The organism is Lactobacillus sp. B4007, assembly GCF_026535895.1.
Lineage (GTDB): Bacteria > Bacillota > Bacilli > Lactobacillales > Lactobacillaceae > Lactobacillus > Lactobacillus panisapium.
Genome location: NZ_JAFNPA010000003.1, coordinates 195,174 through 220,979, shown reverse-complemented (window position 1 = coordinate 220,979; position 25,806 = coordinate 195,174). Strand labels below are relative to the sequence as shown.

General features: G+C 36.9%; 25 protein-coding genes. 5 read left to right on the top strand and 20 right to left on the bottom strand.

Annotated elements, in window-relative coordinates; translation table 11 throughout:
- Nucleotides 1-26: 26 nt before the first annotated feature.
- The 6 genes from rseP to J3U54_RS06265 all read right to left on the bottom strand — a co-directional run bounded on the left by rseP (nucleotide 27) and on the right by J3U54_RS06265 (nucleotide 5,839).
- Complete coding sequence (gene rseP / locus J3U54_RS06290) at nucleotides 27-1,283, bottom strand: RIP metalloprotease RseP (RefSeq protein WP_267385487.1); 1,257 nt, start codon at nucleotides 1,281-1,283, stop codon at nucleotides 27-29.
- A 9-nt stretch (nucleotides 1,284-1,292) separates the two neighbouring features.
- A complete protein-coding gene (locus J3U54_RS06285; RefSeq protein ID WP_103751757.1) occupies nucleotides 1,293-2,090 on the bottom strand; it encodes a phosphatidate cytidylyltransferase in 798 nt (265 codons plus the stop codon).
- Between the two features lie 11 nt (nucleotides 2,091-2,101).
- On the bottom strand, nucleotides 2,102-2,836 hold the full coding sequence (locus J3U54_RS06280; RefSeq protein ID WP_267385486.1) for an isoprenyl transferase: 735 nt from the start codon (nucleotides 2,834-2,836) through the stop codon (nucleotides 2,102-2,104).
- A gap of 3 nt (nucleotides 2,837-2,839) precedes the next feature.
- Entirely contained in the window at nucleotides 2,840-3,397 is a 558-nt protein-coding gene (gene frr / locus J3U54_RS06275; RefSeq protein ID WP_220219776.1) for a ribosome recycling factor, read from the bottom strand.
- The gene (pyrH, locus tag J3U54_RS06270; protein ID WP_220219777.1) at nucleotides 3,398-4,123 is read right to left on the bottom strand and encodes a UMP kinase; all 726 of its coding nucleotides are present in this window, start codon (nucleotides 4,121-4,123) and stop codon (nucleotides 3,398-3,400) included.
- A 258-nt stretch (nucleotides 4,124-4,381) separates the two neighbouring features.
- Nucleotides 4,382-5,839 (bottom strand): FAD-dependent oxidoreductase, encoded by a 1,458-nt coding sequence (locus J3U54_RS06265; protein ID WP_267385485.1) that lies wholly within the window; start codon nucleotides 5,837-5,839, stop codon nucleotides 4,382-4,384.
- Between the two features lie 109 nt (nucleotides 5,840-5,948).
- On the opposite strand from J3U54_RS06265, the gene J3U54_RS06260 reads away from it, so the two are divergent.
- Complete coding sequence (locus J3U54_RS06260) at nucleotides 5,949-6,836, top strand: LysR family transcriptional regulator (protein ID WP_267385484.1); 888 nt, start codon at nucleotides 5,949-5,951, stop codon at nucleotides 6,834-6,836.
- Nucleotides 6,837-7,266: 430 nt separating this feature from the next.
- On the opposite strand, the gene J3U54_RS06255 is transcribed toward J3U54_RS06260, so the two are convergent.
- The 10 genes from J3U54_RS06255 to J3U54_RS06210 all read right to left on the bottom strand — a co-directional run bounded on the left by J3U54_RS06255 (nucleotide 7,267) and on the right by J3U54_RS06210 (nucleotide 17,782).
- Entirely contained in the window at nucleotides 7,267-8,172 is a 906-nt protein-coding gene (locus J3U54_RS06255) for an ROK family protein (RefSeq protein ID WP_267385483.1), read from the bottom strand.
- A gap of 427 nt (nucleotides 8,173-8,599) precedes the next feature.
- Nucleotides 8,600-9,652, bottom strand: coding sequence for a PHB depolymerase family esterase (locus J3U54_RS06250; RefSeq protein WP_267385482.1), 1,053 nt, complete (start codon nucleotides 9,650-9,652; stop codon nucleotides 8,600-8,602).
- A gap of 11 nt (nucleotides 9,653-9,663) precedes the next feature.
- Nucleotides 9,664-10,875, bottom strand: coding sequence for an MFS transporter (locus J3U54_RS06245; protein WP_267385481.1), 1,212 nt, complete (start codon nucleotides 10,873-10,875; stop codon nucleotides 9,664-9,666).
- Nucleotides 10,876-10,965: 90 nt separating this feature from the next.
- Complete coding sequence (locus J3U54_RS06240) at nucleotides 10,966-11,802, bottom strand: AraC family transcriptional regulator (protein ID WP_267385480.1); 837 nt, start codon at nucleotides 11,800-11,802, stop codon at nucleotides 10,966-10,968.
- Nucleotides 11,803-11,814: 12 nt separating this feature from the next.
- A complete protein-coding gene (locus tag J3U54_RS06235; protein WP_267385479.1) occupies nucleotides 11,815-12,615 on the bottom strand; it encodes an alpha/beta fold hydrolase in 801 nt (266 codons plus the stop codon).
- Nucleotides 12,612-13,277, bottom strand: coding sequence for a malonate decarboxylase holo-ACP synthase (locus J3U54_RS06230; protein WP_267385478.1), 666 nt, complete (start codon nucleotides 13,275-13,277; stop codon nucleotides 12,612-12,614). The genes J3U54_RS06235 and J3U54_RS06230 overlap by 4 nt, the downstream gene beginning before the upstream one ends.
- Nucleotides 13,265-14,932, bottom strand: coding sequence for a biotin-independent malonate decarboxylase subunit beta (gene mdcD / locus J3U54_RS06225; RefSeq protein WP_267385477.1), 1,668 nt, complete (start codon nucleotides 14,930-14,932; stop codon nucleotides 13,265-13,267). The genes J3U54_RS06230 and mdcD overlap by 13 nt, the downstream gene beginning before the upstream one ends.
- A complete protein-coding gene (gene mdcC / locus J3U54_RS06220) occupies nucleotides 14,922-15,215 on the bottom strand; it encodes a malonate decarboxylase acyl carrier protein (RefSeq protein ID WP_220268081.1) in 294 nt (97 codons plus the stop codon). The genes mdcD and mdcC overlap by 11 nt, the downstream gene beginning before the upstream one ends.
- A 16-nt stretch (nucleotides 15,216-15,231) precedes the next feature.
- Nucleotides 15,232-16,872, bottom strand: a complete 1,641-nt coding sequence (gene mdcA, locus J3U54_RS06215) for a malonate decarboxylase subunit alpha (protein ID WP_220232070.1) — start codon at nucleotides 16,870-16,872, stop codon at nucleotides 15,232-15,234.
- Entirely contained in the window at nucleotides 16,865-17,782 is a 918-nt protein-coding gene (locus J3U54_RS06210) for an ACP S-malonyltransferase (protein WP_267385476.1), read from the bottom strand. Before J3U54_RS06210 ends, mdcA begins: the two co-directional genes overlap by 8 nt.
- 109 nt (nucleotides 17,783-17,891) lie before the next feature.
- Between J3U54_RS06210 and J3U54_RS06205 the strand changes: the two genes are divergently transcribed.
- Nucleotides 17,892-18,764: a LysR family transcriptional regulator gene (locus J3U54_RS06205; RefSeq protein WP_220268084.1), complete on the top strand. Its 873-nt coding sequence runs from the start codon at nucleotides 17,892-17,894 to the stop codon at nucleotides 18,762-18,764.
- Nucleotides 18,765-18,869: 105 nt separating this feature from the next.
- Nucleotides 18,870-19,973 (top strand): acyltransferase family protein, encoded by a 1,104-nt coding sequence (locus tag J3U54_RS06200; RefSeq protein ID WP_267385475.1) that lies wholly within the window; start codon nucleotides 18,870-18,872, stop codon nucleotides 19,971-19,973.
- A gap of 98 nt (nucleotides 19,974-20,071) precedes the next feature.
- On the opposite strand, the gene J3U54_RS06195 is transcribed toward J3U54_RS06200, so the two are convergent.
- From J3U54_RS06195 to J3U54_RS06180, 4 genes are all read right to left on the bottom strand, one after another.
- Complete coding sequence (locus J3U54_RS06195; protein WP_267385474.1) at nucleotides 20,072-20,698, bottom strand: hypothetical protein; 627 nt, start codon at nucleotides 20,696-20,698, stop codon at nucleotides 20,072-20,074.
- 280 nt (nucleotides 20,699-20,978) lie between these two features.
- Nucleotides 20,979-21,854 (bottom strand): translation elongation factor Ts, encoded by an 876-nt coding sequence (gene tsf, locus J3U54_RS06190; protein WP_220219795.1) that lies wholly within the window; start codon nucleotides 21,852-21,854, stop codon nucleotides 20,979-20,981.
- Between the two features lie 35 nt (nucleotides 21,855-21,889).
- Nucleotides 21,890-22,675 (bottom strand): 30S ribosomal protein S2, encoded by a 786-nt coding sequence (gene rpsB / locus J3U54_RS06185; RefSeq protein ID WP_267385472.1) that lies wholly within the window; start codon nucleotides 22,673-22,675, stop codon nucleotides 21,890-21,892.
- 157 nt (nucleotides 22,676-22,832) lie between these two features.
- A complete protein-coding gene (locus tag J3U54_RS06180) occupies nucleotides 22,833-23,864 on the bottom strand; it encodes a GIY-YIG nuclease family protein (RefSeq protein WP_267385471.1) in 1,032 nt (343 codons plus the stop codon).
- A 58-nt stretch (nucleotides 23,865-23,922) separates the two neighbouring features.
- Here J3U54_RS06180 and J3U54_RS06175 point away from each other — a divergent pair, with 58 nt between their 5' ends.
- Both J3U54_RS06175 and J3U54_RS06170 read left to right on the top strand, forming a co-directional pair.
- Complete coding sequence (locus J3U54_RS06175; RefSeq protein ID WP_103751765.1) at nucleotides 23,923-24,537, top strand: lysophospholipid acyltransferase family protein; 615 nt, start codon at nucleotides 23,923-23,925, stop codon at nucleotides 24,535-24,537.
- 83 nt (nucleotides 24,538-24,620) lie between these two features.
- Nucleotides 24,621-25,799, top strand: coding sequence for an SAM-dependent methyltransferase (locus J3U54_RS06170; protein WP_267385470.1), 1,179 nt, complete (start codon nucleotides 24,621-24,623; stop codon nucleotides 25,797-25,799).
- The last annotated feature ends 7 nt before the right edge of the window (nucleotides 25,800-25,806 follow it).

Sequence of the window (25,806 nt, the reverse complement as noted above, 5' to 3'; positions counted from 1 at the left end):
TCTCCCAAGAAATAAATTTCTAGATTTTATTTTATAAAGTAGCGGTAAATATCATTACCGGTAACTGCGATTATTAATAGTAATAAAAGGCCAAAACCAATTAATTCAACTATTGCTTCATGATCTTCCGATATCGGTTTGCCACGGAAAATCTCAATGAGATTAAGCAAAAGCTTTCCCCCATCAAGGCCAGGAATTGGCACTAAGTTCACAATTCCTAGATTTATTGAAATCATTGCCAAGAATGCTAATAAGTAGGTAAAGCCCATTTGTGATACCTGTGAAGTTTGTGAATAAATACCTACAGGTCCAGACAGCTTATTTAAGCTAAAGTGCCTAATCAAGCCGCCAAGTGCATTAAAAATCATTCCGGTTGTTGATACTGCCGTATCCCAACCACGCTTAGCCTTTGCAAGGACACGGTCATCACTTTTGGCTTTGATACCAATTTGATAAACTTTTTGACCTTGTACTTTTACCGTTTTGGGCTTAACAGAGACCGTCTTAGTTTTACCATGACTTGTTAAAACAATACTTAAAGCTTTGCCTTTACTGGCATTTATTTGATTAGAAATTTCATTAAAAGTAGTTGTTTTATGACCATTAATTGAAACAAATTTTGATCCAGGTTCAACCGCTGCTTGTTCAGCTGGTGAATTAGCTTCAACAGCTCCAATCGTAGTTGTTGCCGGACCGGGAATAGTAAAGGTCCAAAATAGAAAGACAACGAATCCCAAGATAATATTCATTAGGGGACCCGCAACATTAGTTGCAAGCTTTTGCCAAACATTAGCTTCTTGAAATTGGGTGTCACGAGGAGCAATGATTAATTCCGTATTGGATTGATCAATAACAGTTGCATCGTGATTAACCTGATAAGAAACCAATTTATCCTCTTCACCATTTTCATAGCCTTTAATAACGAGTTGATCCACTAAATCAACTTCTGTTATTTGAAGCGGCAGGCCCTCAATCGGAACGTCTGATCCAGAAGCATCAATCCGAACGACTTCATTTTGATCATTAGTCTGCAAAATTACAGTCATTCCAGGTTTAAGCTCAGTTTCATCGTCTTTACTGGCTAAACGAACATAACCACCAAGTGGTAACCAACGAATAGTATAAGTTGTAGGATTTCGACGAACTTGGAACAATTTTGGTCCCATACCAATAGAAAATTCGCGCACTAAAATACCGCATTTTTTTGCGACGATAAAGTGCCCGAATTCATGGACAAAAACCAAAAGACCAAATACAACTAAAAAGATTAGTATTCCCTTCATGGAATTCTCCTAATGCACGATTCCTAATAAAGCAGCAAAGACGGGTAAAACAAACAGCATACTATCAAACCGATCTAAAATACCACCATGTCCCGGCAGAATTTTACCTGAATCTTTAACGCCATAATACCGCTTATAAGCAGATTCAACTAGGTCGCCCATTTGACCTACAATGGATAATACAAAGGCAAAGATAACCATTTGCCAGAATGGATAATTAACATTAACAAAGTAAACGTAAATTGCGGCACATATTACAGCACAAATGGTTCCGCCAATTGAACCCTCCCAGGTTTTATTAGGACTAATTACAGGCCACAACTTATGTTTACCAATTTGCCTTCCTATCATATAGGCACCAGTATCTGTTAGCCATACTACAACAAAGACATAGCATAAAAGTGCTAACCCATTGCTGCTATTTCTAATACTTGCCATATAGTGAAAACCGGTACCAATATATAGTGAACCTAACGTGTAAACTGAAACATCGTCAAAAGTTGTCTTGTTTTTTGACAAAACTGTCCAAGTTAGCATCATCATGATTAAGGCAAAATAAATTCCATATTTAGTCCAATGGAATGGCATTGACTTAATAAAGCTATCTGGAACCGCCCAAGTAATTGTTGCAAGCAGTGCCAACAAAAAGTTAACAGAAACCAGTATCTGTTTTTTCATTAAAAAGATTTCACTGATGCCGACTGCAGCAAAGGCCACGGTCAGCCAGTCCATCCACAATCCACCCGCAATAACGATTGGAATAAATAAAATTAAAGCAATAACTGCTGTGATTATCCGTTGTTTCATATCAAAATTACCTAACTATCCGATTCATCTAGTTTGCCAAAACGGCGATGACGGTTCTGAAAATCAATGACAATTTTTTCTAAATCTTCTTTAGTAAAATCAGGCCAATTCTTCTGACTAAATGCAAGTTCAGAATAAGCCAGCTGCCATAACATAAAGTTGGAAATACGCTGTTCACCAGAAGTTCGTATTAATAAGTCTGGATCACTAAATTCTCCAAAACTAGCAGTCATCAAACGTTGAGAAATCATTTCTTCATCAATTTGATCACTATTAATCGCTCCTGTTTCAATTAGCGTTCCAATCTCTTTGACAGCTGAAGTGATTTCACTTCTTGAACCGTAATTAAAAGCAAAGTTCAAAATTAGTCCAGTATTATCTGCCGTTTCAGCCATTGCACGTTGAACAACATCATAAGTTTTACGCGGCAATTTGTCCAAAAAGCCCATGATATTGACCTTAACGTTATGCTCCATCAAGGTAGGCATAAACTTGTCAAAAAAACGGACTGGCAGATTCATTAAGTATGCGACTTCTTCTTTAGGACGAGCCCAGTTTTCTGTCGAAAAAGCATAAAGTGATAAAACCTTAATTCCCAATTCCTCTGCTGCTAAAGTAATCCGTTTAACATTGTTCATACCTTCATAATGACCTGCTACACGCGGCTTACCCTGCTTAGTAGCCCAGCGGCCATTACCATCCATGATAATAGCAAGATGATTTAATTGATTCTTTTTTACTGCCATATGTTAGCCTTGAGTAATTTCTTTACGTTTTTGCTCAGCCAGTTCATCAATTTTCTTGGTTGCTTGATCAGTTACCTTTTGAACTTCTTTTTCTAAATTACGTTGTTCGTCTTCGGTAATTTCATCGTCTTTTTGTTGCTTTTTAAGAGTATTCATAGCATCACGGCGGACATTTCTAATCGCAATTTTACCCTCTTCAGCCATTTTATTGACTTCTTTAGCAATCTCTTGTCTTCTTTCACCAGTCAATTGAGGAATTACCAGTCTGATAACTTTACCATCGTTTGCTGGAGTTAATCCTAAATTTGATGCTAGTAAAGCATGTTCAATATCATCCACACTGTTTTGATCATATGGCGTAATTAATAAAACACGTGGTTCAGGAATAGTGACACTAGACATCTGGGTTAATGGTGTTGGTGCACCATAATAATCAACTTTAACTCCATCTAGCAATGCGGCATTAGCAACACCAGCACGGATAGTACCCAAGTTTTTCTCAAAAACAGTGATTGATTTGTCCATGTTTTGTTTTGCTTTTTTAATTGTTTCGTTATTCATTTATTTGCCTCCTTCAATTACTGTTCCAATATGCTCGCCCATAACAACTTTCTTAATGTTACCTTCAGTATTTACGTTAAATACAATTAGCGGAATATTGGTATCCATTGAAAGCGAGCTAGCGGTCCGATCCATAACTTTTAAATCTTTTGAAATAACGTCGAGTTGAGTCAGTTCGCTAAACTTCTTTGCCGTTGGGTCTAATTTTGGATCGGCGGAGTAAACCCCGTCAACACCATTTTTGGCCATCAAAATAACATCGGCATTAATTTCCGCTGCGCGTAGAGCTGCAGTAGTATCAGTAGAGAAGTAAGGATTACCAGTACCTCCGCCCATGATAACAACGCGTCCTTTTTCTAAATGACGAATTGCTTTTCTTCTTATATAAGGTTCAGCAATTTGTCTCATTTCGATTGAAGTTTGCAATCTAGTCGGGACACCAACATGCTCCAGACCATCCTGAAGAGCTAAACCATTCATGATAGTTGCTAACATGCCCATATAATCTGCTTGTGAGCGTTCCATGCCAAGTTTTTCACCAGTCTCACCACGCCACATATTACCGCCACCGCAGACGATACCAATTTGAACTCCTAAATCGTGCACTGATTTGATTTCTTCAGCCAAATGACTGATAACTGTCGGATCTATCCCTGTTCCGTTGTTACCGGCCAATGCTTCTCCAGAAATTTTCAAAACGACACGTTGATATTTAACTTGAGTCATGACAACCTCCTCTATTAACTTAAATTATTCTAACATATTAAATACGCAAATGTGGGGCAACAAAACAAAAGAGAATAATTTTATTTTAAAAAAGTAAATTTCGCTAAATTTTTCTACATTACCACCTATATTTCTTTTTTACTTTTACTGTAGATAAAAAGTAACAGCACATTTCTGGTTCAATTCTAAATTTTTATGTAAAAAAATGCTTCGTTAAGATTATTAATTTATCCTAATAAAGCATTTTTCTATTTCTTTTTATTGTAAATATCTTTGTGCATGTTGAGCAGCATTTCTGCCGGAATAAAAGGCATAACCAGCGCAAGTACCCGGCATGTTAGGGCCATAGGTGTCACCTGTTAATCCTGCTGCATCATTACCGGTTGCATAGATACCAGAAATTGGTTTACCGTATTTATCTTCAAGCTCATTATCAGGGGTCACCTTTAAACCGCCCATTGTACAAAAAGCACCAACACTCAATTTGAAACCATAAAAAGGGCCTTTTTCTACCGACCTTAGATATTGGGGATCCTTACCAAAGAATTGATCCTCACCATTTTCAACAAACTGGTTGTATTCTCCAATCGTCTTTGTTAACTTTTCTTGAGGAAGATTCATTTCTTTTGCTAAATTTTCAATAGTGTCGGCTTTAAAAATAAATGGTTTGTTATCAATAAGAGCTTGATCAATTTCATCTTGTAAATGAGTCATTTTTTGCCCACGTTTAACATAGACGCCTAAGCCCATAAAATTCCCTTTTTCAATCATTTCGGTAATATTCTTTTGATCTAAAATACTATAGACACTATTTTGACTGTACAAAGCATTTCCAGCATAAGAGAAATTATAAATTACTGATTCATCAACAAAACGCTCGCCGTTCTCATTAACCCAAAGTAGTGGCTGCTGCCCAGCAGCAACGTTCATCTGACTGTTCATCATTTTAAAAGATGGTTCTTCAGGGTCTTTTAAATAGCCACCAAATAGCATTGCCATGCCCATTCCTGCTTTTTGTCCGCCTACTTGCCAACCTAAGCGTAAACCATCACCAGTACCTTTACCAGAAGAAACGGTAACTAATCTCGTCAAATCATAGTCAGTATCATGAGCCATCATTTCTGAATTGTTCAGATAACCACCAGCAGCTAGAATAACCACCTTAGCAGTAACTGTCTCAGTTTGACCATCAGCCTCGCTTTTAAGAGTTATTTTTTTCTTACCCCCGCGACAAATTTCCAAATCAATTGCAGAAACCGAAGTCAACAATTCGCCACCTAATTTTTTAAATTTAGGCTGTAACGCTTTATGCATCACTGCGTCCCCAAAGCCTTCATAAATATGCCAAGTAGCCTCTCCTGCTCCCATTGCTTGAACGCCTTCATACTTAACACCTTCATCATGGAGCCATTGGACATTTTCTGCACTAGCATCTAAATATTTGCGCCAAATTCTTGAATCAGCTTTATACTTTGAATATTCGACTTCTTCTTGCAAAACATCAATTGTTGAAACGTCAATTCCTTGCTTTTTCTGTAAATATGAATCAACTGCAAATAAACCCTCGCTATAATTAGCCGACCCACCTGTATGACGTCCTTTTTCGAGCATTAAAACTTGATTGCCATGTTCAACGGCGGTTAAGGCAGCAGCCTGACCTGCAGCACCCGAACCAACAACGACTACATCATAAGTTGATAACTTTGTTAAACTCATTAGACTTTTCCTCCAAAATAAACAATTTATGCTTTAATCCTAGCTTCTATCTGCGTAGAATGACAGGTAGAATATTTTGCGTCAGGCGAAGATGGAGGTTCGGGTAAAAATGAATTTTGATCAACTAAATACTTTTATATCAGTAGTTGAAACGGGCAGTTTCCAAAAGACTGCAAAGACTAAATATGTTAGCCAGAGATCTGTTTCTCAATCAATGCAAAAATTGGAAGAAGAATTAGGCTTTGAACTTTTTAAGCGTGGCAAAAACAAAATTATTGTTACTGATCAGGGACAAGCATTCTTCTTAAAAACTAAGGAAATGCTTCATAGCTACTTTGTTGAAATTAATTCTTTACGTCATCAAACTACATCAGTTCACCAAGAATTTAAAATTGGTTATTTTTCACCATTTGAAGGAGCATTAATGCGAAAGCAAGTTTATGCTTTCAGTAAGAAGTATCCGAACATAAAATTTAAAATTACTGAAGAAAGTATCGAGCACCTTATTTCTGATGTATCTCTAGGTATTCTAGATATGGCTTATATATTGGACTACGGTTCACAAGAATTTTTGACAAAAAATCTAACTAGCAAAACCGTATTTCAGAGCACAATGGTTATTGGCGTCAGCAAACTCAATCCCTTAAGTCAGAACAACACCTTTCCTATTAAAGCATTGAAAGATAAACCGATGCTCTACTATAGTCCAGAAAAAACTAATTATCTAAAACATGCTTTTCTTGCAACTTTGCCAGAAGCATATCAAAACATTCCAGTTGCACGTGTTTCAACAATTGAGCAAATGCAAACTTTAGTTACAGCTAATCAAGCTAATGCATATTATCCCGATGGTCTGATTCAATTAGGTTCTAATACCGAATCAGAAATTAGCTACCTACCTTTGCAAGGAAATGAAAACAGTCAAAAATTTAAAATTCAGTCTATTTATCCTAAGCAAAGCAAAAAGTGTAACTTAATTAATCAATTTTTAGGTTAAAAATCCTGTCATTGCATCTTGGGTTCAATTAAGCTCGATCTAATTAAACGTAATCTTGGCATGATTCTCTCAGAGCATAAACTATATTCAATAGTCACAAGACTTACATATTATCCATTATTGATCGTAGTGATTACCTACAGCATTCCTTATCTTCCAATTTAAACAGACTAAAGATATGCTTTGCACTAGTATCCAGATGAAAGCTGCTGTTTAAATGACTATCAAAAATTTAGGTTTAAACTAAAGCAAAACATGGTAAAAAGCAACAAATAGTTGACACCGGTTTATGCATAGCAGTTGAATTAATCATTATCTAGACTAAGAAAAGGACCAACTCCAATTAAATTTTGGGAGTTGGTCCTTTTCTAAAATCTAATAAATTGCTTTCATTTGCAACAGATAGCGATTTTTACGGATCGTATTTATCTTAAACAGTTTCGTGATCTGTTTGTAACAGTAAATTATATAGCGAGCCGTACAAATTAGAATCATTTCTAAACTTAGCAGCAACAATTTCCGGTTTAGTTAAAGTTTGACCGATAATCGAATTATCATCATTAACTAGTTGATCATAAGCTTGCTTAATTCCATCAATCAAGCATGATTGGGCACTAATTCCACCACCAATGGCAATTTTATTAACGTCAACCACAGTTTGCATGTTAAGAATTAAAGTAGCAATCTGCAAACAATACTGTTCAAAAATAGCAACTGCCTCAGGAACATGGTTTTTAATTGCTTCAAAAGCGTGAACACCATCGCTTACATCCTCATAATCTAATTGTTCATTTACCTGGCTAACAAAGCGAACTGCCGAGCATAGCTTGCCGATACTACCCTGCATATCCTTAGGATTAGAAATATCAGCAATCATGAAGCTCATTTCTCCGGCTTGATTATGCGTACCTTGAAGAAGGTGACCGTCGACTATAATACCGCTTCCTACTCCGGTACCCAAGGTAATCGCAGCACAGTTTTTTTCGTCTTTTAAGTTTCCTAACCAATTTTCTGCTAAAATGCTTGCTTTACCATCATTAATTACGGCAACAGGAAAATCTTCTGCTTCATAAATTTGACCAAAATCTATTCCATCTAAAAAAGGAATAGCACCACCAAACCTAATTTTCGTTTTGTCAATTTTACCTGGTGCACAAAAAGCTAAACCTTTAATTGAACCGGAATATTTTTGAACAATTTGATCAATTTGTGCCAGAAACTTGTCTTTACCATCTGGCGTGCTCACTTTACCTTTTTCAATTATATGACCAGATACATCAATTTGTGCGTACTTGATTTCAGTACCGCCAATATCAATACTTAAATAATTTTTCATACTAACCCTTCAAGAAAAAATTTAGTCAAAAACCAAATAACTATCAAAACTTAAATTTAACATGGAATCATCTTGAAACAATGTCTGATGAAATTTCCTTTTAAAATTATAACTTAAAAAAATTTCTTTTTTGATAAAATTAGATTTTATTTGTTTCTTTGCAAGATTTTAAAAAAATTTTTTTGTCTTTGAGAATATCTGACTAAGCAAAAAAACTGACTTCAATAAGTTTGAAATCAGTTTTAAGAAAAGTTTTTAAACAATTTGATAATGTTTAGTACCAGCAGTCATCCTAATTAATCTTGCGAAACACTATCAATTATAGTTAGCGCTTAATTTTTTGCAGCGTTTATTCCGGCTAAACGGCCAAACGTTTGAGCATGACTTGATGCTAGTCCGGGAACACGATCATTATATGACCCCCTTTTTATTTGTGTTGCTTAAAAAGCCATGGTAATAACTCTGGGGTATTAAAAGCTCTCGCCCAACTTGCATGCGGATTAGGCTTAACAGTGTTCTTAGGATAAACAGTGACCTTCAGCTGCTTGCCCCCTGCTTGGTGAATGGCTTCTTCAGCTTTCTTAGTTCCGAGTACCCCAACAGTTGGATCATCTTCGGCATGAAAGGCCCAAATTGGTAATTGTGACAAAGTCTTACCTTCTTCAGGGCTTGCAAGCATATACCGTCCCTTTCCTTGATCACCATAACCTTTTTTGCCATCATCATATACATAACCGGAACAAGGCACTAGAGCGGCAAAAAGATCTGCATGATGTACGCCCATATACCAAGTTGTCGAAGCACCATTTGATAAGCCAGTTAAATAAATGCGCTTCGTGTCAATGTTGCACTCAGATTCTATTTGTTTAAGTAAAATGAACAGTGCTTTGCGAAAATCTTTTCTGAACCACCCATTTAGAGTTGGTGCCCAAGTAGCTTGCGGAACTAAAATAACAGCATCTTCTTTAGTTTTAGCATAATCATGCAAGGTCTTTGGCACATCATTGGCCAGTAGCGGCATGCCATTGTTAAAACCACGCTCGCCAGAACCATGTAAAAACAGTACTAACGGCCGCTTTTTCCGATTGGTGCCAGAAGCATAAATTGAATAGCTTAATTGAATTGTATCCGTTTGAATAATTTTTTTATCAAAATCTGCTAAAAATGGATCTGGTTGAAAAGCAACTTCAATTTCAGGTTGCATCCCGTTAACGTGAAGCATTATTTGTGGCAAAGCTACCTGATTAATAAACTTAGACGGATCAAAACTTAAGGCTAACAATTCCTTGGTCAATTTAAAATAATAGATTATCTGATTTTGCTCTTCCTCAATCTTAGTTATTTGTAATTCTTTACCTTCTATTGTAAAAGAAATTCGTTTTTGTAAATCTTTGGTTATTTGACTTGGCGTAATCTTGGCGCTGGTTACGAAATAACCATTATCAGTAACTTCTTCTTGATACACTACATTTAATTTCATGCTCATAACTCCTATTTTGTTGTTTTTCTTAACCTATTGTTTCTAATAATTGCCAAAATCACAAAAACAATTCCGACAAATACTAAATACCACATTGCAATTCTGATAATGTTCATTGGTCCCGACAAATGTAAAATGGATGCTGTAAGTGCCATCGTGTATGGTGAAATAAAAGCTCCACCATTGTTAAATACTTTTGCCAAAGATAAGAAGAAATCCTTGGAAGTTGCTGGCACATCTTCCATTACCGCACCATAAATATACGGAAAAATAATATTCGTGGCAGAAATTACCATCATAGATATCGTGAATACCAGCATATTAGGCGAATGAAGCACGCCCCAATAGCCAATAACCCCTAACAACATCGTAAATACTGGTGTGTAATGTCCCAGTAACCGGTAAATTTTGCCATAAAAAGCTGTAAAAACTGCGCCAGCAAGTCCTGCTAACGCTAATGCAGTTGAGAAAAACTCTTGGTGTGCTAAATTTAGTTGCTGAATTACCAGCGGAGTATCTGTTTGTTGTGGCATAATTGCATTGAAATATACAAATGACATTAATATTGCTACTAACGCTAAGATCGGCACATTAGTAGTTTTCTTTTCGGATTTAGCTTTAACTAGTTCTTCTTTTTGCCGAGATTTAATTTGTGCTTCAGTCTCTTTGCTATAGCCTAAAGCAAATAACAAAATGATTGGGATAAACAGCAGGTAAACTAAATAAGCTGCTTGCCAATTAATTTCAAGTAGTAAACCAGCAACAAAAACCGCCAAGCTTTGACCAAATGTTTGAATTGCTGACTGATAACCAAGTAAGGTCCGTTGCTCATCCCCACTCCAAATATCTCCAATTAAACTGGCCGTTGAAGTTGAATATAAACCGTTACCTGCTCCTAATACAAAACGCGCAATTTGAATCAGGTGAAAGTTGGTGCTAAAAAATGGCGCAACGCCCCCAATTAAACCGCAAAATAAGCCAAGCAAAACGGTTTTTCTTTTACCCAAGTATTTAATAAATAACGTTGACAAAAGGACAAAGATTACCATCCCAATTGAAGGAATAGTCACTAATGCTTTCACATTCGCTACGCTTTCATGGGTAAAGTGCTTTGTCATCATTGGTAAAGTGCCCGAAACCGCACTAGCTGCAGTTAACAAGGTTGAAATTGATAAAATACCTACTTTTAAAAGTGGACTATTTTGCTTAATATTCTGAGTCATTTTCCTCTCCTTCCATGTAATCGCTTACTAAGATATTATAAGAGAAGAATATTGACTAAATATTGCAATTATTTTTATTAAATAGGTAAATTATTGACTTTTTAACTTTTTCCGATAAGTGGACGGTGTTGCACTATAGACATCTTTAAATATTTTTTGCAGGCTTCGAACATTGGCAAAACCGCATTGGTCGGCAATAACGGTAACAGGCAAGTCAGTATTAACTAGTAAATCATAGGCATGTTGTAAACGAATCAGCTGCAAGTAATGAATCAAGCTTGTTTGTACTTCGGTTTTAAATAAGCGATCTAAATATGCCTTTGAAAGACCAAAGTGATCAGCAACTTCGCCTAAGGTTAAGCTATCTCGATAATTGGCGGTTAAAAAATTAATGATATCTTTGACCTTGTCCTGCTTTCTGGCATCATTAAAGCAAATAATATTCTTTTTTGGTACAACAAAATTTTTGAGAAGAAGCGCCATTAAAAGATAAAAATGTCCTAATATTTCAATCTTATTTTCATGATCATGTTGATTAGTCCTAAGCTGATAAATCCTTGTTAGCTCAGTTTTTACCTTTAGCATTATTTCCTGATCAGTGATTTGAGAAATAAAATACAAATGATTAATTTCAGGCAGCAATTCATTCAAGAACTCAAATGGAACAAGAATGGTAATTGATCGACGAGCATCACCTGGACCAATATTTTCGACACCATGAACTTCACCAGAATTAATAATTATGAAATCGCCGTCACTCAAGTGCGTTTTGTGCCCCGAAGTTAGGTAATCGCCTTCACCATGAATAGTAAAATCAATTTCTAGGGCACGGTGCCAGTGTTTAGTAATTTGAAGTGCTGAAGAATTATGAATAATAATCTTAAACGGTAAGATTCCCTTAGTAACAATAATTTCATGACGAAACATCTTTATCTTCCTTTACTGTGGTAGATAATGATTAAGTAATAAAAAATGGCGTAGTAATTGATTAAATAATTGCGGTACTTCTGCCATTATATCGTGACCACAATTTGGCACAATGGCAGCGGTAATTTGAGGATTTTGTTCTGCCATCCAGTTTGCGAACTGAAAAGGATAATATGGACTCTTTTCAGCCGCAAAGATAATCATCTTCTGGCTGCTACGTTTAATTATTGTCCGCCAGTCTAGCTGAACATGCTCTCGCAATAAGTCCAAATTGGCTTTTCGATCAAATGGGTAAGCAATTTTGGCTGGTAATAATTCCGTCATAACAGAACTATCGATGCCATGAATCGTTTCATGCACCTGCGGAGCTAATAGGGTCAAGTCTTGGTAATTTTCCAAAGTAAAATTCATAAAGCCATAGTGCCAAGACTTCGTATTTAGCATATATGGGCTTTGATCAATAATAACTGCTATATCAATAATTTGCGGTTTAATTTTTAACAAGTTATAAATAATACTCCCGCCCATTGAATGGCCAATAAACGTGGCCCGAGTTATTTTTAGAAAACTTAATAGCTCAATTAGATCCTTAGTTAGTCTTTCAAGTGATTGTCCTTTGGCTGTACGCTGGCTTTTACCCATATTACGGTGATCATAAGTTAAAACGCTATAACCCATTTTTCTAAGGTAGGAAACTTGTTTTGTCCAAACTTCTTGATAGCCACCAAAACCGGTTATTAGAATCAGTGGCTTACCGGTGCCATAAAAATGAAAATTAAGTTCTACGTTATCGCTTGTTTTAAAAATACTCATTTATTTTCCTGTAAAAATTGCCAGGGATCGACAACTAGAAGTGGTCCCGCAGCGGTTTTTACCAAAGTTTTTTTACTACGATTAGCAGCATATTCCTCTAATGAAAAACCGTTTTGACCTTTGACTACTTGTACATCAGCGTGCACATGATACTGATTCAGCTTTTGCAAAAGTTCTTGGGCCTGACTTCTGTTTAACGTAGGAGTTTGATAAAGTAGCAAATCCAAGTCACTGACATGTTCCGTCGTGTTTTTAACCATTTTTACACCGGTTGCCATTTCATATCCTAACGAGCCTCCTATTCCCCACTGAAAATTGCTTAATAGCGGGACTATCTTTTGTAATGCCTGAAAAGGTGGAAGTTTTTGTCTATCTTCAGATAACCTTTCCCAACTATTATGTTGAATAAAGTACTGGGGATGATATTGCTTTTTAATGGCTGCAACATTTAAGTAGCAAGCAAACCTTTGCCTTCTTTCGTAACCTCTTATTCCAACTGGGATCAAATTATCGTTGATTAAGCCCCGTCTAACCACCACTGTTTTTGTCTCAGACAAAGAATCCTTTGCCCAGCCAGGTAAAGGATTCTCGGTTAAAACTAGGTCTTGCAAACTAGTGAATTGCAGTAAATCATTGGGCCATATTGCCGTTAATCGTTCCATTGGTCAAACACAGCTTTACGCATCTCATTAGTTGCCTTCCGGCCACTTGCAATGGCAACCGGATTTTCATACCTATAATGTAAATCGGTCGAGTGCTTCTTGGTACTTGTAATGGCCTCATTAATAATTTGCTCAACTTCTGAAACAGCCGCATCATTTGCGTCCCAAGAAGAAACATCAGGGACTAATTTATACAAAGCACCCAATTTGGCATAATTTTTAATGTCATAAGCCATTGCCGGAACGTGCTTCGTAGCTTCTTCTAGTTCTGGAATTGATCTTTGGGTAATTCGAGCAGCCGAAGCTTTTGACATTGCCTGAATGGTAATTGAATCATCAGCTAAGGCAATCATTCTGTTGGATTGCAAACCGTGGGCTAAAAAGCCGCCTGAAACTGCATCCCCTGGAATAAAGGCAATAACTGGATGACCGGCTTGCCGAGCCTTTGCATAGGCGGCTGCCGCAGAAGCTAAACTAATGTGAATACCTATCAATTCCTCCTTATACCCATAAGCTTGGCTTGGAACATCAACGATTAAGATAAGCGGACGTTTAACATCTTTATTTTGATCTTCAGCAACAATTTGATTAACGATTTTTGCAACTAAAAATCCTTCTTGCAACCCCACCTCACCGTGACGTACACGAGGAAAGCGGTTATTTTCATTAGGAACAATCGCAATAAATTCTTTGCCATCTTTTTCCGCATGAAGAACTGTTGGATAATCTGATTTTGCATTCGGTAAACCAGTTAGTTTTTCAAACCACAAGCGGCCACGAGACTTGGTAGTTGCCTTATCCCCAGCTACCGCTTGGTTTATATCATGCTTATTAGCCTGATTTTTAGCATAAAGAGAACAATATTGCTTTGTAGTAAGGGGTTTAGCAAAATCAATTTGATCAAGTAAAGATAGATAAAAATCAGATTGCTCAGTCCGATGAGCATCCTTTTTTTCTTCGATTGCTCTATCAATAGCTTTTTTAATAGTCGTGATATCATCTTCGTCAACTTCATCTGCAATTCCTGTAGCTACTCTTTGACGAGTTCCAAGCGTATTCCAAATTAAGTCCTTATCACTAGAATCAAATTCACGTACACCAGCTTCTTGTTCGATAACTTCGGGACCATTTAAAGCAATTCTAGCTTTTGGAGTTGTGATTAAGTATGACATAATTGCACTAGTAATTGACATTCCACCAAAGCTGCCGACCCTTCCCGGTACTAGTCCAATTACGGGAACATATTTTTTCAAGGCAATAATGGCATTTTGAATTTCAGAAATAGATAATAACCCGTAATTAGCTTCTTGCAGACGAACACCACCAGTATCAAGAATAATTATTGGGTATTCCTTTATACCTTGCTTGTTATCATCTAAGGTTTTTTCTAAAGCTGCGACTATTTTGGCGCCAGATACTTCACCAATTCCACCACCTTGAAACTTTCCTTCGATAGAAATAATTACGACCCTTTTACCGTTTAGTTTACCTTTGACAAGAACAACACCATCATCACTTTCTGGAACAATTTTTTGCGGCTCAAGATGTGGTGAAATCATATCATATTCTGGTCCAACTAATTCTCGACCAGTGCCTTTATCAATTAAAGCATTTGCTCGTTGACGACCATTTAATTCTACAAAACTATTCTTCATTATTTAATGCCTCCATTGCCTGTGTTAATCGTAAATTAACGACACCCGGTGTGGCTCCAAAATCATGAATAACAAACCTGCCTTGTAAAGGATACCTTGCAAAAAAGCGGTCAAGGACATTTTGCCAAACCTGTTTGAAACCGTCACTACCAGTCACAATTTCTAATGTAGTTTTGTCATCAGGATAAATTAATACTTCTAAATCTCCGGAGGCAACGACACCAACATGAACAAATTTAGTCACTGGCTGAGTGTTTTGATAGCTAAAATTAAGTTTTTCCATTTTATTAACCTCCTTATTATGACCATGACCTAAACTTGGCAGGTGGATTGTACAAGCCATGTGACCATTGCACTAAATCGTCCATTGTTTGAGCAGCCAGTAATGAACGTTTTGCATCCCGGCGGGCAACACCAATATCTTCTGGTAAAGCAACGATCCCTTGATCGCGCAGTTTTTGGACCTCTTTTGGCTTTGAGCGTAAGCCAACCGGTGTCACACCTGCTACTGCTTCAATTGCAGCTTTTCTTTGTTCCATACTATCAGTTTTATACAGATATGCGATTCCTTCTTCAGTCACGATATGGGTCGTATCCTCGGTATAAATCATAATTGGAACGTTAGCTAATTTAGCTTCTTTACGTACCTTTTCAGCATCTAAGTGATCAACAAAAACGGGCTTTTTATTAGAACCAAATGTTTCAACCATCTGCACAACGAGCTTTTGCCCTTTTGCCAATGGGTTATCTTCGGGCTTCAAGCTTTGCCAAGCAGGAGTTGAATGACGCCGACCGGTTGGATTAGAGCCCATGTTAGGCGCACCACCGAAACCAGATAAACGACCATTGGTGACTGTTGAAGAATTACCCCATTGATCGATTTGTAAAGTAGAACCAACAAACATATCACAAGCATATTGTCCGGCAACTTGGCCTAGGGCACGATTCGACCGCATTGTTCCGTCATTACCTACAAAGAAAATATCTGGCCGCGCCATAATGTACTTTTCCATCCCTACTTCACCACCAAACGAGTGAATTGATTCCACCCAGCCGCTTTCGATTGCTGGTATTAAGGTTGGAGTTGGATTTAGTTCCCAGTTACGACAAATTTTACCTTTTAAGCCCAGTTGCTCACCATAAGTTGGTAAGAGAAGTTCAATTGCGGAAGTGTTAAAACCTACACCGTGGTTTAAAGTTTGAACATTGTGTTTTTCATATATTCCCCGAATTGCCATCATGCCCATTAAAATTTGCAGTTCGCTAATTGCTTGTGGGTCACGGGTAAATAGTGGCTCAAGCTGGTAAGGCTGATCAGCGGGAATAACCACATCAACCCAACCGGCAGGAATATCAACTCTTGGTACTTGATCAACGATTTCGTTAGCTTGAACGATTACAATGCCATCATGAAAAGCTGCTGCTTCGACAATAGTCGGTGTTTCTTCAGTATTAAAGCCCGTATATAAATTGCCTTCATGGTCTACTTTATCAGCGGCTACTAAAACAACATTAGGAATTAAATCGATAAATAGACGGCCAAAAAGTTCCAAGTATGTGTGAATGTCGCCAACTTCCATGGTGCCATCAGAAATCATTTGCGAAACGCGAGTGCTCTGAGGACCTGCGTATGAAAAATCCATTTTGGCAGCAATTCCTAAGTCAAAAATGTCTAAATGCTCTGGCCTAGAAATACTTGACATAATCATATGTAAGTCATGAACTTTTTCCGCATCTACTTTTGTCAGTGCTTCTGACAAAAATGAAGCTTGCTTTTGATTATCGCCTTCCAAAACAACCTTGTCTCCAGGTTTAATTAGTGTCTCAAGAACCTTAACAACATCCTCTGTTTTAGCAAATTTCCCCTCGAGCAGTGTCGCCGCTTTTGCTAAGCGTGCATTTTTAGCATCCCGATGGGTGTGCCAATTTCTTTCAGTCATTATCTTTTCCTTTCCATTTATGTAATAAAAAATCTGCGTCATCAATCGTCATATTTGCCAAAGTTATATTAGCTAGTTGATTCGTTTTTGCCTTTAATAATTTAGTAAAAGCAGTTCCTGGAGCAAATTCCACGCTTACTTGTGGGTTGTATTCAAGAGCCACATTGATCATTGTTTCCCAAAAAACGGGATGAGTTAGGTTATTGGCCAAATCATAGCTAATTTCAGCTATATTTTTAACCGGATGCCCATTATTATTTGCTAAATAAATACAGGTAGGAGAATGCAACTCTAACTGCCCAATCTGTTTGGTCAATTTATCCGCCACGCTTTGCATCAATGGTGAATGCGAAGGATTCGGAACTTGTAAAAGTTTAGCCTTGGCTGCACCACTTTCTTTAGCTAATTGGAGTACGGCTTGAATAGCAGTTATTTTGCCAGACAAAGTGTTTTGCAATTCAGAATTTTGGTTTGATAAAAAGACCGGGTCTTTTTCCGTGTTCACTTGTTGCACCAAGTTCCCAACTTCTTGACGAGATAGACCTACAACGACACCCATGCCATAGCCTATTGGAAATGATGATTGCATTAGACTTGCTCGCAAACTTACAAGTTTAAAAACATCCTCTTTATTAATAACGCCGGCAGCATAGGCGGCGGCAAAAACTCCAAGTGAATGTCCCGCTACGATATCTGGCAGCCAGCCTTTTTCTTTGAGCTGATCAATTTGCTGAACTTGCAACAGCAAAATACTAAGCTGAATTTGTTGCGAATTTAGATAGCCCTTTTCACTGTCTACAAGCTTCACACCTGTCCAACTTTCAACCTTACTTTTTAATGTCGGGTCAATCTTTTGAAGCATCCCGGCCTTTTGACCCCCTTGACCGGGAAATAACCATAAGTATTTCAAGTTATCACCTCTTTGGATCTCACAAAAACAGTTTAACCCTAATCGATAACCATTTATAATAGATAATAGGAATAATAGTTAACTAAAAGGTTATCAATTGGTGTAAAAAATGAATTTAACCGGATTAAAATATTTTGTTAGTGTCGCAAGTATAGGTTCAGTGACTGAAGCAGCTAAGCTAGCATACGTAAGTGAATCAGCAATTAGTAAAACCATCAGGCAATTAGAAGAAGAAATAGGCGTTAAATTGTTTGACCGGCAAGGAAGAACAATTCAGCTTAACCAACAAGGAAAGATTTTTTATTCATATGTTTCCGATAGCTTAAATTTACTAAACCGTGGAATTAAGGCTGTCCAAACTAATAAAGACCAAGAAAATAGCCAAATTAATGTTCTTTTTACTGTTGGCTCACCGCTCATCCCACTTGTTGCCCTTAAAATGCAAAAATTACTGCCTAATGTCAGTCTAAATATTCATCAACGGACAACCTTCGCTAAGGATTTAAAGCAGTTTGATTTTATTATCTCTTCCAATAAAATCGACCATTTCACCGCAATTCCGTTATTAAAAGAAGAAATAGTAATTGGCTGGCAAAAGAATTTTATGCAAGGTAAACATAATTTAGATGTTAAAGATTTACCGAATTTTACTTTTGTCGGCGAAAGTGATGAAACTGAATTGCAACAAACAATTAATCAGTTTTTAGCTAAAAATGAATTAAAACTCAATTTTAAATATCAATCTGATGAACCAGCTACGGTGCGAGAAATGATTGCAGCAGGTCTAGGCATGGGCTTTATTCCCAAAGTTACCTGGGGAAGCTTTTTTACCAATTTTCATTTAATCGACAGTGCAAGAATTTTCCCCAATTCGCCGCAAAGAACAATTTATCTAAATACTCCCTACCAAAATTTAACTGATAACCAAAGATTATTTAGTAACGAAATCGCTGCAGTACTAACGGGTGCACAAAATAGTTAGAATATAATTACTAAAAATGGGCTTGCGTTTTTACCAAAAAGCGCATATATTAAACTGGAACTTCTTAGGGATCTCACGAATCTTCTAAGAAAGGTCTTAATTAAAATGGATAAATATCCTTATCCCACCTATAAAATTGCTGACATTGGTGACTACTTAAAAGTATTTGCTTGTACAGCAGTGATGTCTCAACCAATCATGTCCTTAATCATGGGAAGTGGTCAGCCTATAAGAACGCAGGACATTTTTGGTATTCTGTATAATTTAGTCAAATATACTGCTCCAGCCTTTATTTTTGGCATTTTATATACCACTATTAGAACTAATGATTTAGCGGGAAACTTTTCTTACCGCAAGCATCTGCGTTCAAGTTGGTCGAACTTGTTTGTACCAACTATTTGGTGGACTTTGATTTATTTACTAGGAATGCCTTGGCTCCAACAGATTAATCAATTTCATAATTTTGGTTCTTTTTGTTGGCATTTTATTAATGGTAACGCTGCGCCACATTTGTGGTACAACACAATGATGTTGCAATTTATCATCTTAATGCCACTTTTCTGGGCAATCAGTTGCTTTGTCGGCAATAACGTGAAAAAAGGAATTGCTGTAGCATTAATCACCCTAGTTTTATATTTAGCTTGGCTCTTGTTTTACGACACAGAGGTATTTCACGGTGCGCATGAAAAAACGTGGTATCTGCTTGATCGCGTGTTTATTTCGTTTTTTATCTACGGAGTCTTTGGTGTCCTCTGCTGGCAATTGCGGAATCAAGTTAATAACTTTTTACAAAAATTTTGGTGGCTGATCTTAATTGCTTTTGTTGCTTGTTTCATTTGGACCAATTTTGAATTATATCAGTTCGGTCATCCCGTTCTTTTTGCCAATGCACCGTATTATAAGCCATCAATGACATTTTATTGCTTAGCGGTTATTGCATTAATCGCTGCACTTTGCTTATATCAAGTACGAAAAAATTCAGAAACAGCTTTAACAGTTTTCCATTTTCTTGCTACTTATGCCTATCGTGCCTATTTATCAAATGTCTTTTGGAATCAACTGGTCTGGCGCGGACTAAATATGCAATTCCACGCAACATACCACCCATTCTTAACTTTCTTTGGCACATGGGTATTAACATGGATTTTGTCATTCACGTCAGCTTATTGTCTGCATATTTGGTGGACGAAAATAAAACAAATAATTTAACTAGATAAAAAGGCTTGGTTCGGTAGTCAACTGAATCAAGCCTTTTATGTTTTACTAATATGCGAAAATTACGTAATAAATAATTGAGTTTGAAAGCTTTACTTTTTGACAATAGAAGCTAATCCGGCCATGATGTTTTCATACTGCTGCTCATTTTCAACAAATTTGTCATTATTAACGATAATATCTGCAATTTCTTTAACCCTCAATGCCCCATGTTTTATCTTAAACTGGTCTTTTTTCTTGGTTCGTTCAACTATTTCATCAAAGGTATAGTTTTCCCCATTATCGATAGTTTGTTTCTTAAATTCGCGTTTCGCCCTAACCTCAAGAGGAGCTTCAATATAAATATTAAGCATCTTTGCTCCTAGTTCCTTTTTCAGGTATGCCCCAAGTTCTGAGCGATACAAACTTTCAATCGAAGCGTAATGAGTTCCTGCCTCCTGCATTTTACCAATTAGACGATACAAGAATTCACGAAAAATCTGTTCAGGATTGTTTGCATATAACTTTTTGAAATCATTTTCCGTTGGATGTCCGGTAAATTGATAGTTTCGTTCAAGCATCATCTCTTTTTCAATTGCAATGATTTTCATTCGCTTTATGCCAATACTATCAAAATAAAGTCCAGCTGCTGATTTACCGCATTCACTTAAGCCACCTAATGAGAACATTCCCTTAACATATTCTTTTCTCTTAGTAAATTGCTCATCGGTTATTTTCATGATAATCTCCTTTCATGACCGAAATGGTTTGTTACCATTTAATTGACAGTGCAATTGTATATGCTACCAGAAATAAACTTATTTGGCAAGCGCTTTCAGTAATCAGATAGGAAGGATACCAGAATTTCCTAACTATTTTTAGTCCAGACTTCGAACTAAAAGCTATAGTTTCGATATTTTATTAATCTATTTTGGTAAGTTTTGTTTTACCTATTTTTCTAATAAAAAAGAATCTTATCATCACTGATAAGATTCTTTTTTGCTTATATTATAATTTTAATTATTTCATTTGTTCTTGAACTTCAGCAGCAAAGTCTTCTTGCTTCTTTTCAATACCTTCGCCAACTTCATAGCGAGTGTAAGCAACAACTTCACAGCCTTCTGACTTAGCATATTCAGCTACTGTCATGTCGCCATCCTTAACGTAAGGTTGGTCAACTAAACAAATTTCACTTAAGTATTTGTTGACACGACCTTCAACAATCTTAGGAATAATGTTGGCAGGCTTGCCTTCATTCTCAGTTTCCTTAGTGAAAACAGCCTTTTGGCGATCAAAGTCAGCCTTTGGAACAGAATCCTTATCAAGGTATTCTGGGTTAATTGCAGCAACATGCATTGCAATGTTCTTTGCTGCTTCTTCGCTGTCACCCTTTAAGGTAACAACAGCAACAATTGCACCGCCGTTATGCTTGTAAGCACCAAAAACTTCATCATCGTTCTTATTAATTAAATCAAATCTTCTTAAAGTGATCTTTTCACCAATAACAGCAGTTAAGTTAGTGATTTCTTCACCAATAGTTGAATCACCCATTGGTGCCTTTAAAGCTTCTTCAACGTTAGCTGGCTTTGCAGCAAGAATAGCCTTAGTTACATCATCAACCAACTTAATGAACTTATCATTTGATGAAACGAAATCAGTTTCTGAGTTGATTTCAACAAGAGCAGCAGTGTTACCTTCAAAAGCGTATTCTGCTAAACCTTCAGCAGCAATTCTACCACTCTTCTTAGCAGCTTTAGCAACACCATTTTCTCTTAAGATATCAATTGCCTTTTCAATGTCTCCGTTAGCTTCAACCAAAGCCTTCTTGGAGTCCATCATTCCGGCACCAGTACGATCACGTAACTCTTTAACTTGTTTAGCAGTAATATTTGCCATTGATGTATCCTTCCAAATAAAAGCTAATTATTAAATTAATCTTCTTCTGAACTTTCTTCAGTTTCAGCTGCTTGTTCTTCGTCATCAGCTGCAGCGTCTTTAGCCATTTCAGCTTCAACGTTTGCATCGCTGTCATCTTGGCCTTGTTTTCCTTCGATAACTGCATCAGCCATTGCACCTGAAATTAAGCGAATGGCACGGATTGCATCATCGTTTGAAGGAATAACAACATCAACTGGATCTGGATCAGTATTAGTGTCAACCATAGCAACAACAGGGATACCTAAAATGTTAGCTTCGTGAACAGCAATCTTTTCCTTCTTAGGGTCAACTACGAACATAACATCAGGAATTCTAGGCATATCTTCGATACCACCTAAGAATCTTTCAAGTTTGTCCATTTCTTTAGTCAAAAGTGAAGCTTCCTTCTTTGGTAATACATCAAAGGTACCATCTTCTGACATCTTCTTTAAATCTTTTAATCTTTGAACTCTACTTTGGATAGTCTTCCAGTTAGTCAAAGTACCACCTAACCAACGTTGGTTAACGTAGTATTGACCTGCACGAGTTGCTTCTTCAGCGATTGAATCTTGTGCTTGCTTCTTTGTACCAACAAACAAGATAACTCCACCATCTTGAGCAACGGCTCTAACAAAAGCATAAGCGTCATCCAACATCTTGATAGTTTTTTGCAAATCAATAATGTAGATACCGTTTCTTTGAGTGAAGATATATGGAGCCATCTTAGGGTCCCATCTTCTAGTTTGGTGACCGAAGTGGACACCAGCTTCAAGTAATTGTTTCATTGAAACTACTGACATAATAAATTCCTCCTATGGTTTTAGTCCTCTCAAGCGGTCATTTCAACGCTTCACCAATGTTTGGCACCAAAACGTTGATCGCTCTTGATGTTTTCTAACTGTGTATTCACACAACACACAGATAAAATCATACTAAATTTAAGGCTAAGAATCAAGTCTAAAAATTAACAGCATGCTCATGTAAAAATTTTTCTTTCCATTGGCGTGTATGGTGTTTAAACCAATATTCTCTTTTTAAAGCTAAGCGTTTATCACTAAATTCTTCATGATAGATCATTTTGACCGGTCGCCTATTTTTAGTATATTTTGCACCCTTCCCCGTATTATGGGCCTCAAGCCTTTTAGTTAAATTGTTAGTAAAGCCGCCATAAAAACTTCCATCGCTGCACAATAAAACATAAAAGTAATATTTTGCTCGTTGATCGTGCTTGGCTTTTTCTTCTGGTGTTTCGCGAATGATTTTTTGAATCGCTGGTAAAAATGAGCCATCGTGATCGTGGACTTCAATAGCATCTTTTAAAACTAAGCCATCACTAGCAGTGTGCCTGACAGCTTCAATTATAATCAAGTTTGTATCTTCGCCGCGATGAGAAACATAAGGCTGAATGAATTTAATACTTAGGTCATGTTTTAAACAAAAATAGGCAATTTCATTTAACCGTTCGGGTCGATGAACCATGTACATCTTGCCCTTCATTTTTAATAAACCACTAGCAACTGCAATAATTTCTTCTAAAGTAATCATTATTTCATGGCGGGCAATTGCCTTTTTAGGATCGGGATTAACCTTGTGATCTTTGGCAACTTTAAAATAAGGTGGATTGATAACAATCACATCATAAGAATCTTTTCGCAAAAACTGGGCGGCATCCTTAACGTTTTTTTGAAAAACATGGATCCGATTTTCCATTTGATTCAATTGAACAGAACGCATAGCCTGTGAAGCAGCTTCTGGTTGAATTTCAACTGCATCATACTTTGCCCGGTTAAAATAAGCCATATAAATGCTCGCAGCACAATTGCCAGAACATAAGTCCGCAACTTTAGAGCTATCTTTAATCGCGTCTTTGGCCGTAGCCGCTAATAATAAGGTATCAAGTGAAAAACTAAAGGCATCTTTATCTTGAATAATTTTCAAATTATCGCTATACATATAGTCGATTCGTTCATTTTTGCTCAAATTTACCATAAATATTTTATCCCTTCGCAAAGCTTTGCTATAATATTTTACATCATTGGAGGAAAATATGTTTTATCACATTATACGGCCCATCGCCCGCTTCATTGTGTGGGTGTTAAACGGGCATTTACATGTTAATCATCAAGATCGTATTCCCGAGGGAAATTATATCTTGGCTGCACCTCACCGTACTTGGTGGGAGCCGATTTTATTTGCATTAGCTGCTAGCCCTAAGGAATTTATGTTTATGACTAAAATTGAATTATTCAAAAATCCAATTTTGCGCTTTATATTAAAGCACGCACATGCATTTCCAGTTGATCGTAAAAATCCAGGCCCATCCGCTTTAAAAACCCCAATAAAGGGATTAAGAAAAGGTAATTACTCACTGATTATTTTCCCATCCGGCACACGTCATTCGGCTGAACTTAAAAGTGGGACAATTGCCATTGCTAAATTATCTGGTAAACCAATTGTTCCGGTTGTTTATCAGGGGCCGTTAACTTTTACTGGGCTATTAAAAAGGGAACCGTTAGAAGTTTGTTTTGGGCAACCATTTCGGGTAGATCCGAAAATAAGGTTAACCCACGAAAATGAACATCTTTTAGATAATCAGCTAAAAGATGCTTGGAAAAAAATTGATCAGGAACAAAACCCTGCTTTTCATTATCATGCAAAATAAAAAGATTGAATTCGAAAGAGTTCAGTCTTTTTTTGTAGTGTTAAAATAAATTACAACAGTAATTGAATGGAGGAATTCTAAAATTGTTAGAAAAGTCGTTTTATAAGAAGATGCTAAGCAAGTCATTTCCTTTTCCAATTAAGGTAACTTATTGGGATGGCAAAAGTGAAATTTACGGCAATGGCACTCCCAATATTGAAATTGTTTTTAATGAAAAAATTCCAATTAGTGATATAACGCGCAATGCTTCCCTAGCTTTAGGAGAAGCATATATGGACAAAAAAATCGAAATAAATGGTAGTTTGCAGAAGCTGATTTTTGGTGCTTATGAAAGTGCTGATAGTTTTATGCGTTCCAGCAAGTTTCGTAAATTTATGCCTCACCAAAAACACACTGAAGAACAAAGTGAAAAAGACGTTCAAAGTCATTACGATATCGGAAACGATTTTTACTGTCTTTGGTTAGATCCAACCATGACATACTCATGTGCCTATTTTAAAAAGGACAATGAGGATGACTTAGAAAAAGCACAAATTGACAAAATTAAGCATATTCTTGAAAAGCTGAATCCTGAAAAGGGTAAAACATTACTAGATATCGGTTGTGGTTGGGGAACCTTAATGCTCACCGCAGCTAAAGAATATGGTTTAAAAGTCACTGGTGTTACTCTCAGTGAAGAACAATACAAGCTAGTTCAAAAGAAGATTTATGATGAAAACCTGCAAGACGTAGCTGAAGTTAAGCTTGAAGATTACCGTGAACTTGGTAATGAGCAGTGGGATTATATTACATCTGTTGGGATGTTTGAGCATGTTGGCAAAGAAAACTTGGGTCAATATTTCACTGATGTTGCCAAATACCTTAAAAAGGATGGTGTTGCGTTAATTCACGGCATAACTCGTCAGCAAGGTGGAGCAAGTAACGCATGGATTGACCGTTACATTTTCCCAGGTGGTTATATCCCCGGCTTAGAAGAAAACGTTCATCACATCGTTGCAAGTGGCTTGCAAATTGATGATATGGAAATGCTTAGACGCCATTATCAAAGAACTTTGGAAATTTGGGACAATAATTTTAATAAGCAACGTGATGTTATTGAAAAGAAAATGGGTGAACGCTTCACCCGAATGTGGGACTTGTACTTACAGGCCTGTGCAGCCTCCTTTGAATCAGGTAACATTGATGTTGTCCAATATTTACTAACAAAAGGTGCTTCAGGTAAAAACTTACCAATGACACGTGATTATATGCTAGGTCAATAAATAGCGC

Bases quoted from the DNA above. Each gene is read 5' to 3' on its own strand.
- rseP (WP_267385487.1), bottom strand. From the start codon at position 1,283: ATGAAGGGAATACTAATCTTTTTAGTTGTATTTGGTCTTTTGGTTTTT.
- J3U54_RS06285 (WP_103751757.1), bottom strand. From the start codon at position 2,090: ATGAAACAACGGATAATCACAGCAGTTATTGCTTTAATTTTATTTATT.
- J3U54_RS06280 (WP_267385486.1), bottom strand. From the start codon at position 2,836: ATGGCAGTAAAAAAGAATCAATTAAATCATCTTGCTATTATCATGGAT.
- frr (WP_220219776.1), bottom strand. From the start codon at position 3,397: ATGAATAACGAAACAATTAAAAAAGCAAAACAAAACATGGACAAATCA.
- pyrH (WP_220219777.1), bottom strand. From the start codon at position 4,123: ATGACTCAAGTTAAATATCAACGTGTCGTTTTGAAAATTTCTGGAGAA.
- J3U54_RS06265 (WP_267385485.1), bottom strand. From the start codon at position 5,839: ATGAGTTTAACAAAGTTATCAACTTATGATGTAGTCGTTGTTGGTTCG.
- J3U54_RS06260 (WP_267385484.1), top strand. From the start codon at position 5,949: ATGAATTTTGATCAACTAAATACTTTTATATCAGTAGTTGAAACGGGC.
- J3U54_RS06255 (WP_267385483.1), bottom strand. From the start codon at position 8,172: ATGAAAAATTATTTAAGTATTGATATTGGCGGTACTGAAATCAAGTAC.
- J3U54_RS06250 (WP_267385482.1), bottom strand. From the start codon at position 9,652: ATGAAATTAAATGTAGTGTATCAAGAAGAAGTTACTGATAATGGTTAT.
- J3U54_RS06245 (WP_267385481.1), bottom strand. From the start codon at position 10,875: ATGACTCAGAATATTAAGCAAAATAGTCCACTTTTAAAAGTAGGTATT.
- J3U54_RS06240 (WP_267385480.1), bottom strand. From the start codon at position 11,802: ATGTTTCGTCATGAAATTATTGTTACTAAGGGAATCTTACCGTTTAAG.
- J3U54_RS06235 (WP_267385479.1), bottom strand. From the start codon at position 12,615: ATGAGTATTTTTAAAACAAGCGATAACGTAGAACTTAATTTTCATTTT.
- J3U54_RS06230 (WP_267385478.1), bottom strand. From the start codon at position 13,277: ATGGAACGATTAACGGCAATATGGCCCAATGATTTACTGCAATTCACT.
- mdcD (WP_267385477.1), bottom strand. From the start codon at position 14,932: ATGAAGAATAGTTTTGTAGAATTAAATGGTCGTCAACGAGCAAATGCT.
- mdcC (WP_220268081.1), bottom strand. From the start codon at position 15,215: ATGGAAAAACTTAATTTTAGCTATCAAAACACTCAGCCAGTGACTAAA.
- mdcA (WP_220232070.1), bottom strand. From the start codon at position 16,872: ATGACTGAAAGAAATTGGCACACCCATCGGGATGCTAAAAATGCACGC.
- J3U54_RS06205 (WP_220268084.1), top strand. From the start codon at position 17,892: ATGAATTTAACCGGATTAAAATATTTTGTTAGTGTCGCAAGTATAGGT.
- J3U54_RS06200 (WP_267385475.1), top strand. From the start codon at position 18,870: ATGGATAAATATCCTTATCCCACCTATAAAATTGCTGACATTGGTGAC.
- J3U54_RS06195 (WP_267385474.1), bottom strand. From the start codon at position 20,698: ATGAAAATAACCGATGAGCAATTTACTAAGAGAAAAGAATATGTTAAG.
- tsf (WP_220219795.1), bottom strand. From the start codon at position 21,854: ATGGCAAATATTACTGCTAAACAAGTTAAAGAGTTACGTGATCGTACT.
- rpsB (WP_267385472.1), bottom strand. From the start codon at position 22,675: ATGTCAGTAGTTTCAATGAAACAATTACTTGAAGCTGGTGTCCACTTC.
- J3U54_RS06180 (WP_267385471.1), bottom strand. From the start codon at position 23,864: ATGGTAAATTTGAGCAAAAATGAACGAATCGACTATATGTATAGCGAT.
- J3U54_RS06175 (WP_103751765.1), top strand. From the start codon at position 23,923: ATGTTTTATCACATTATACGGCCCATCGCCCGCTTCATTGTGTGGGTG.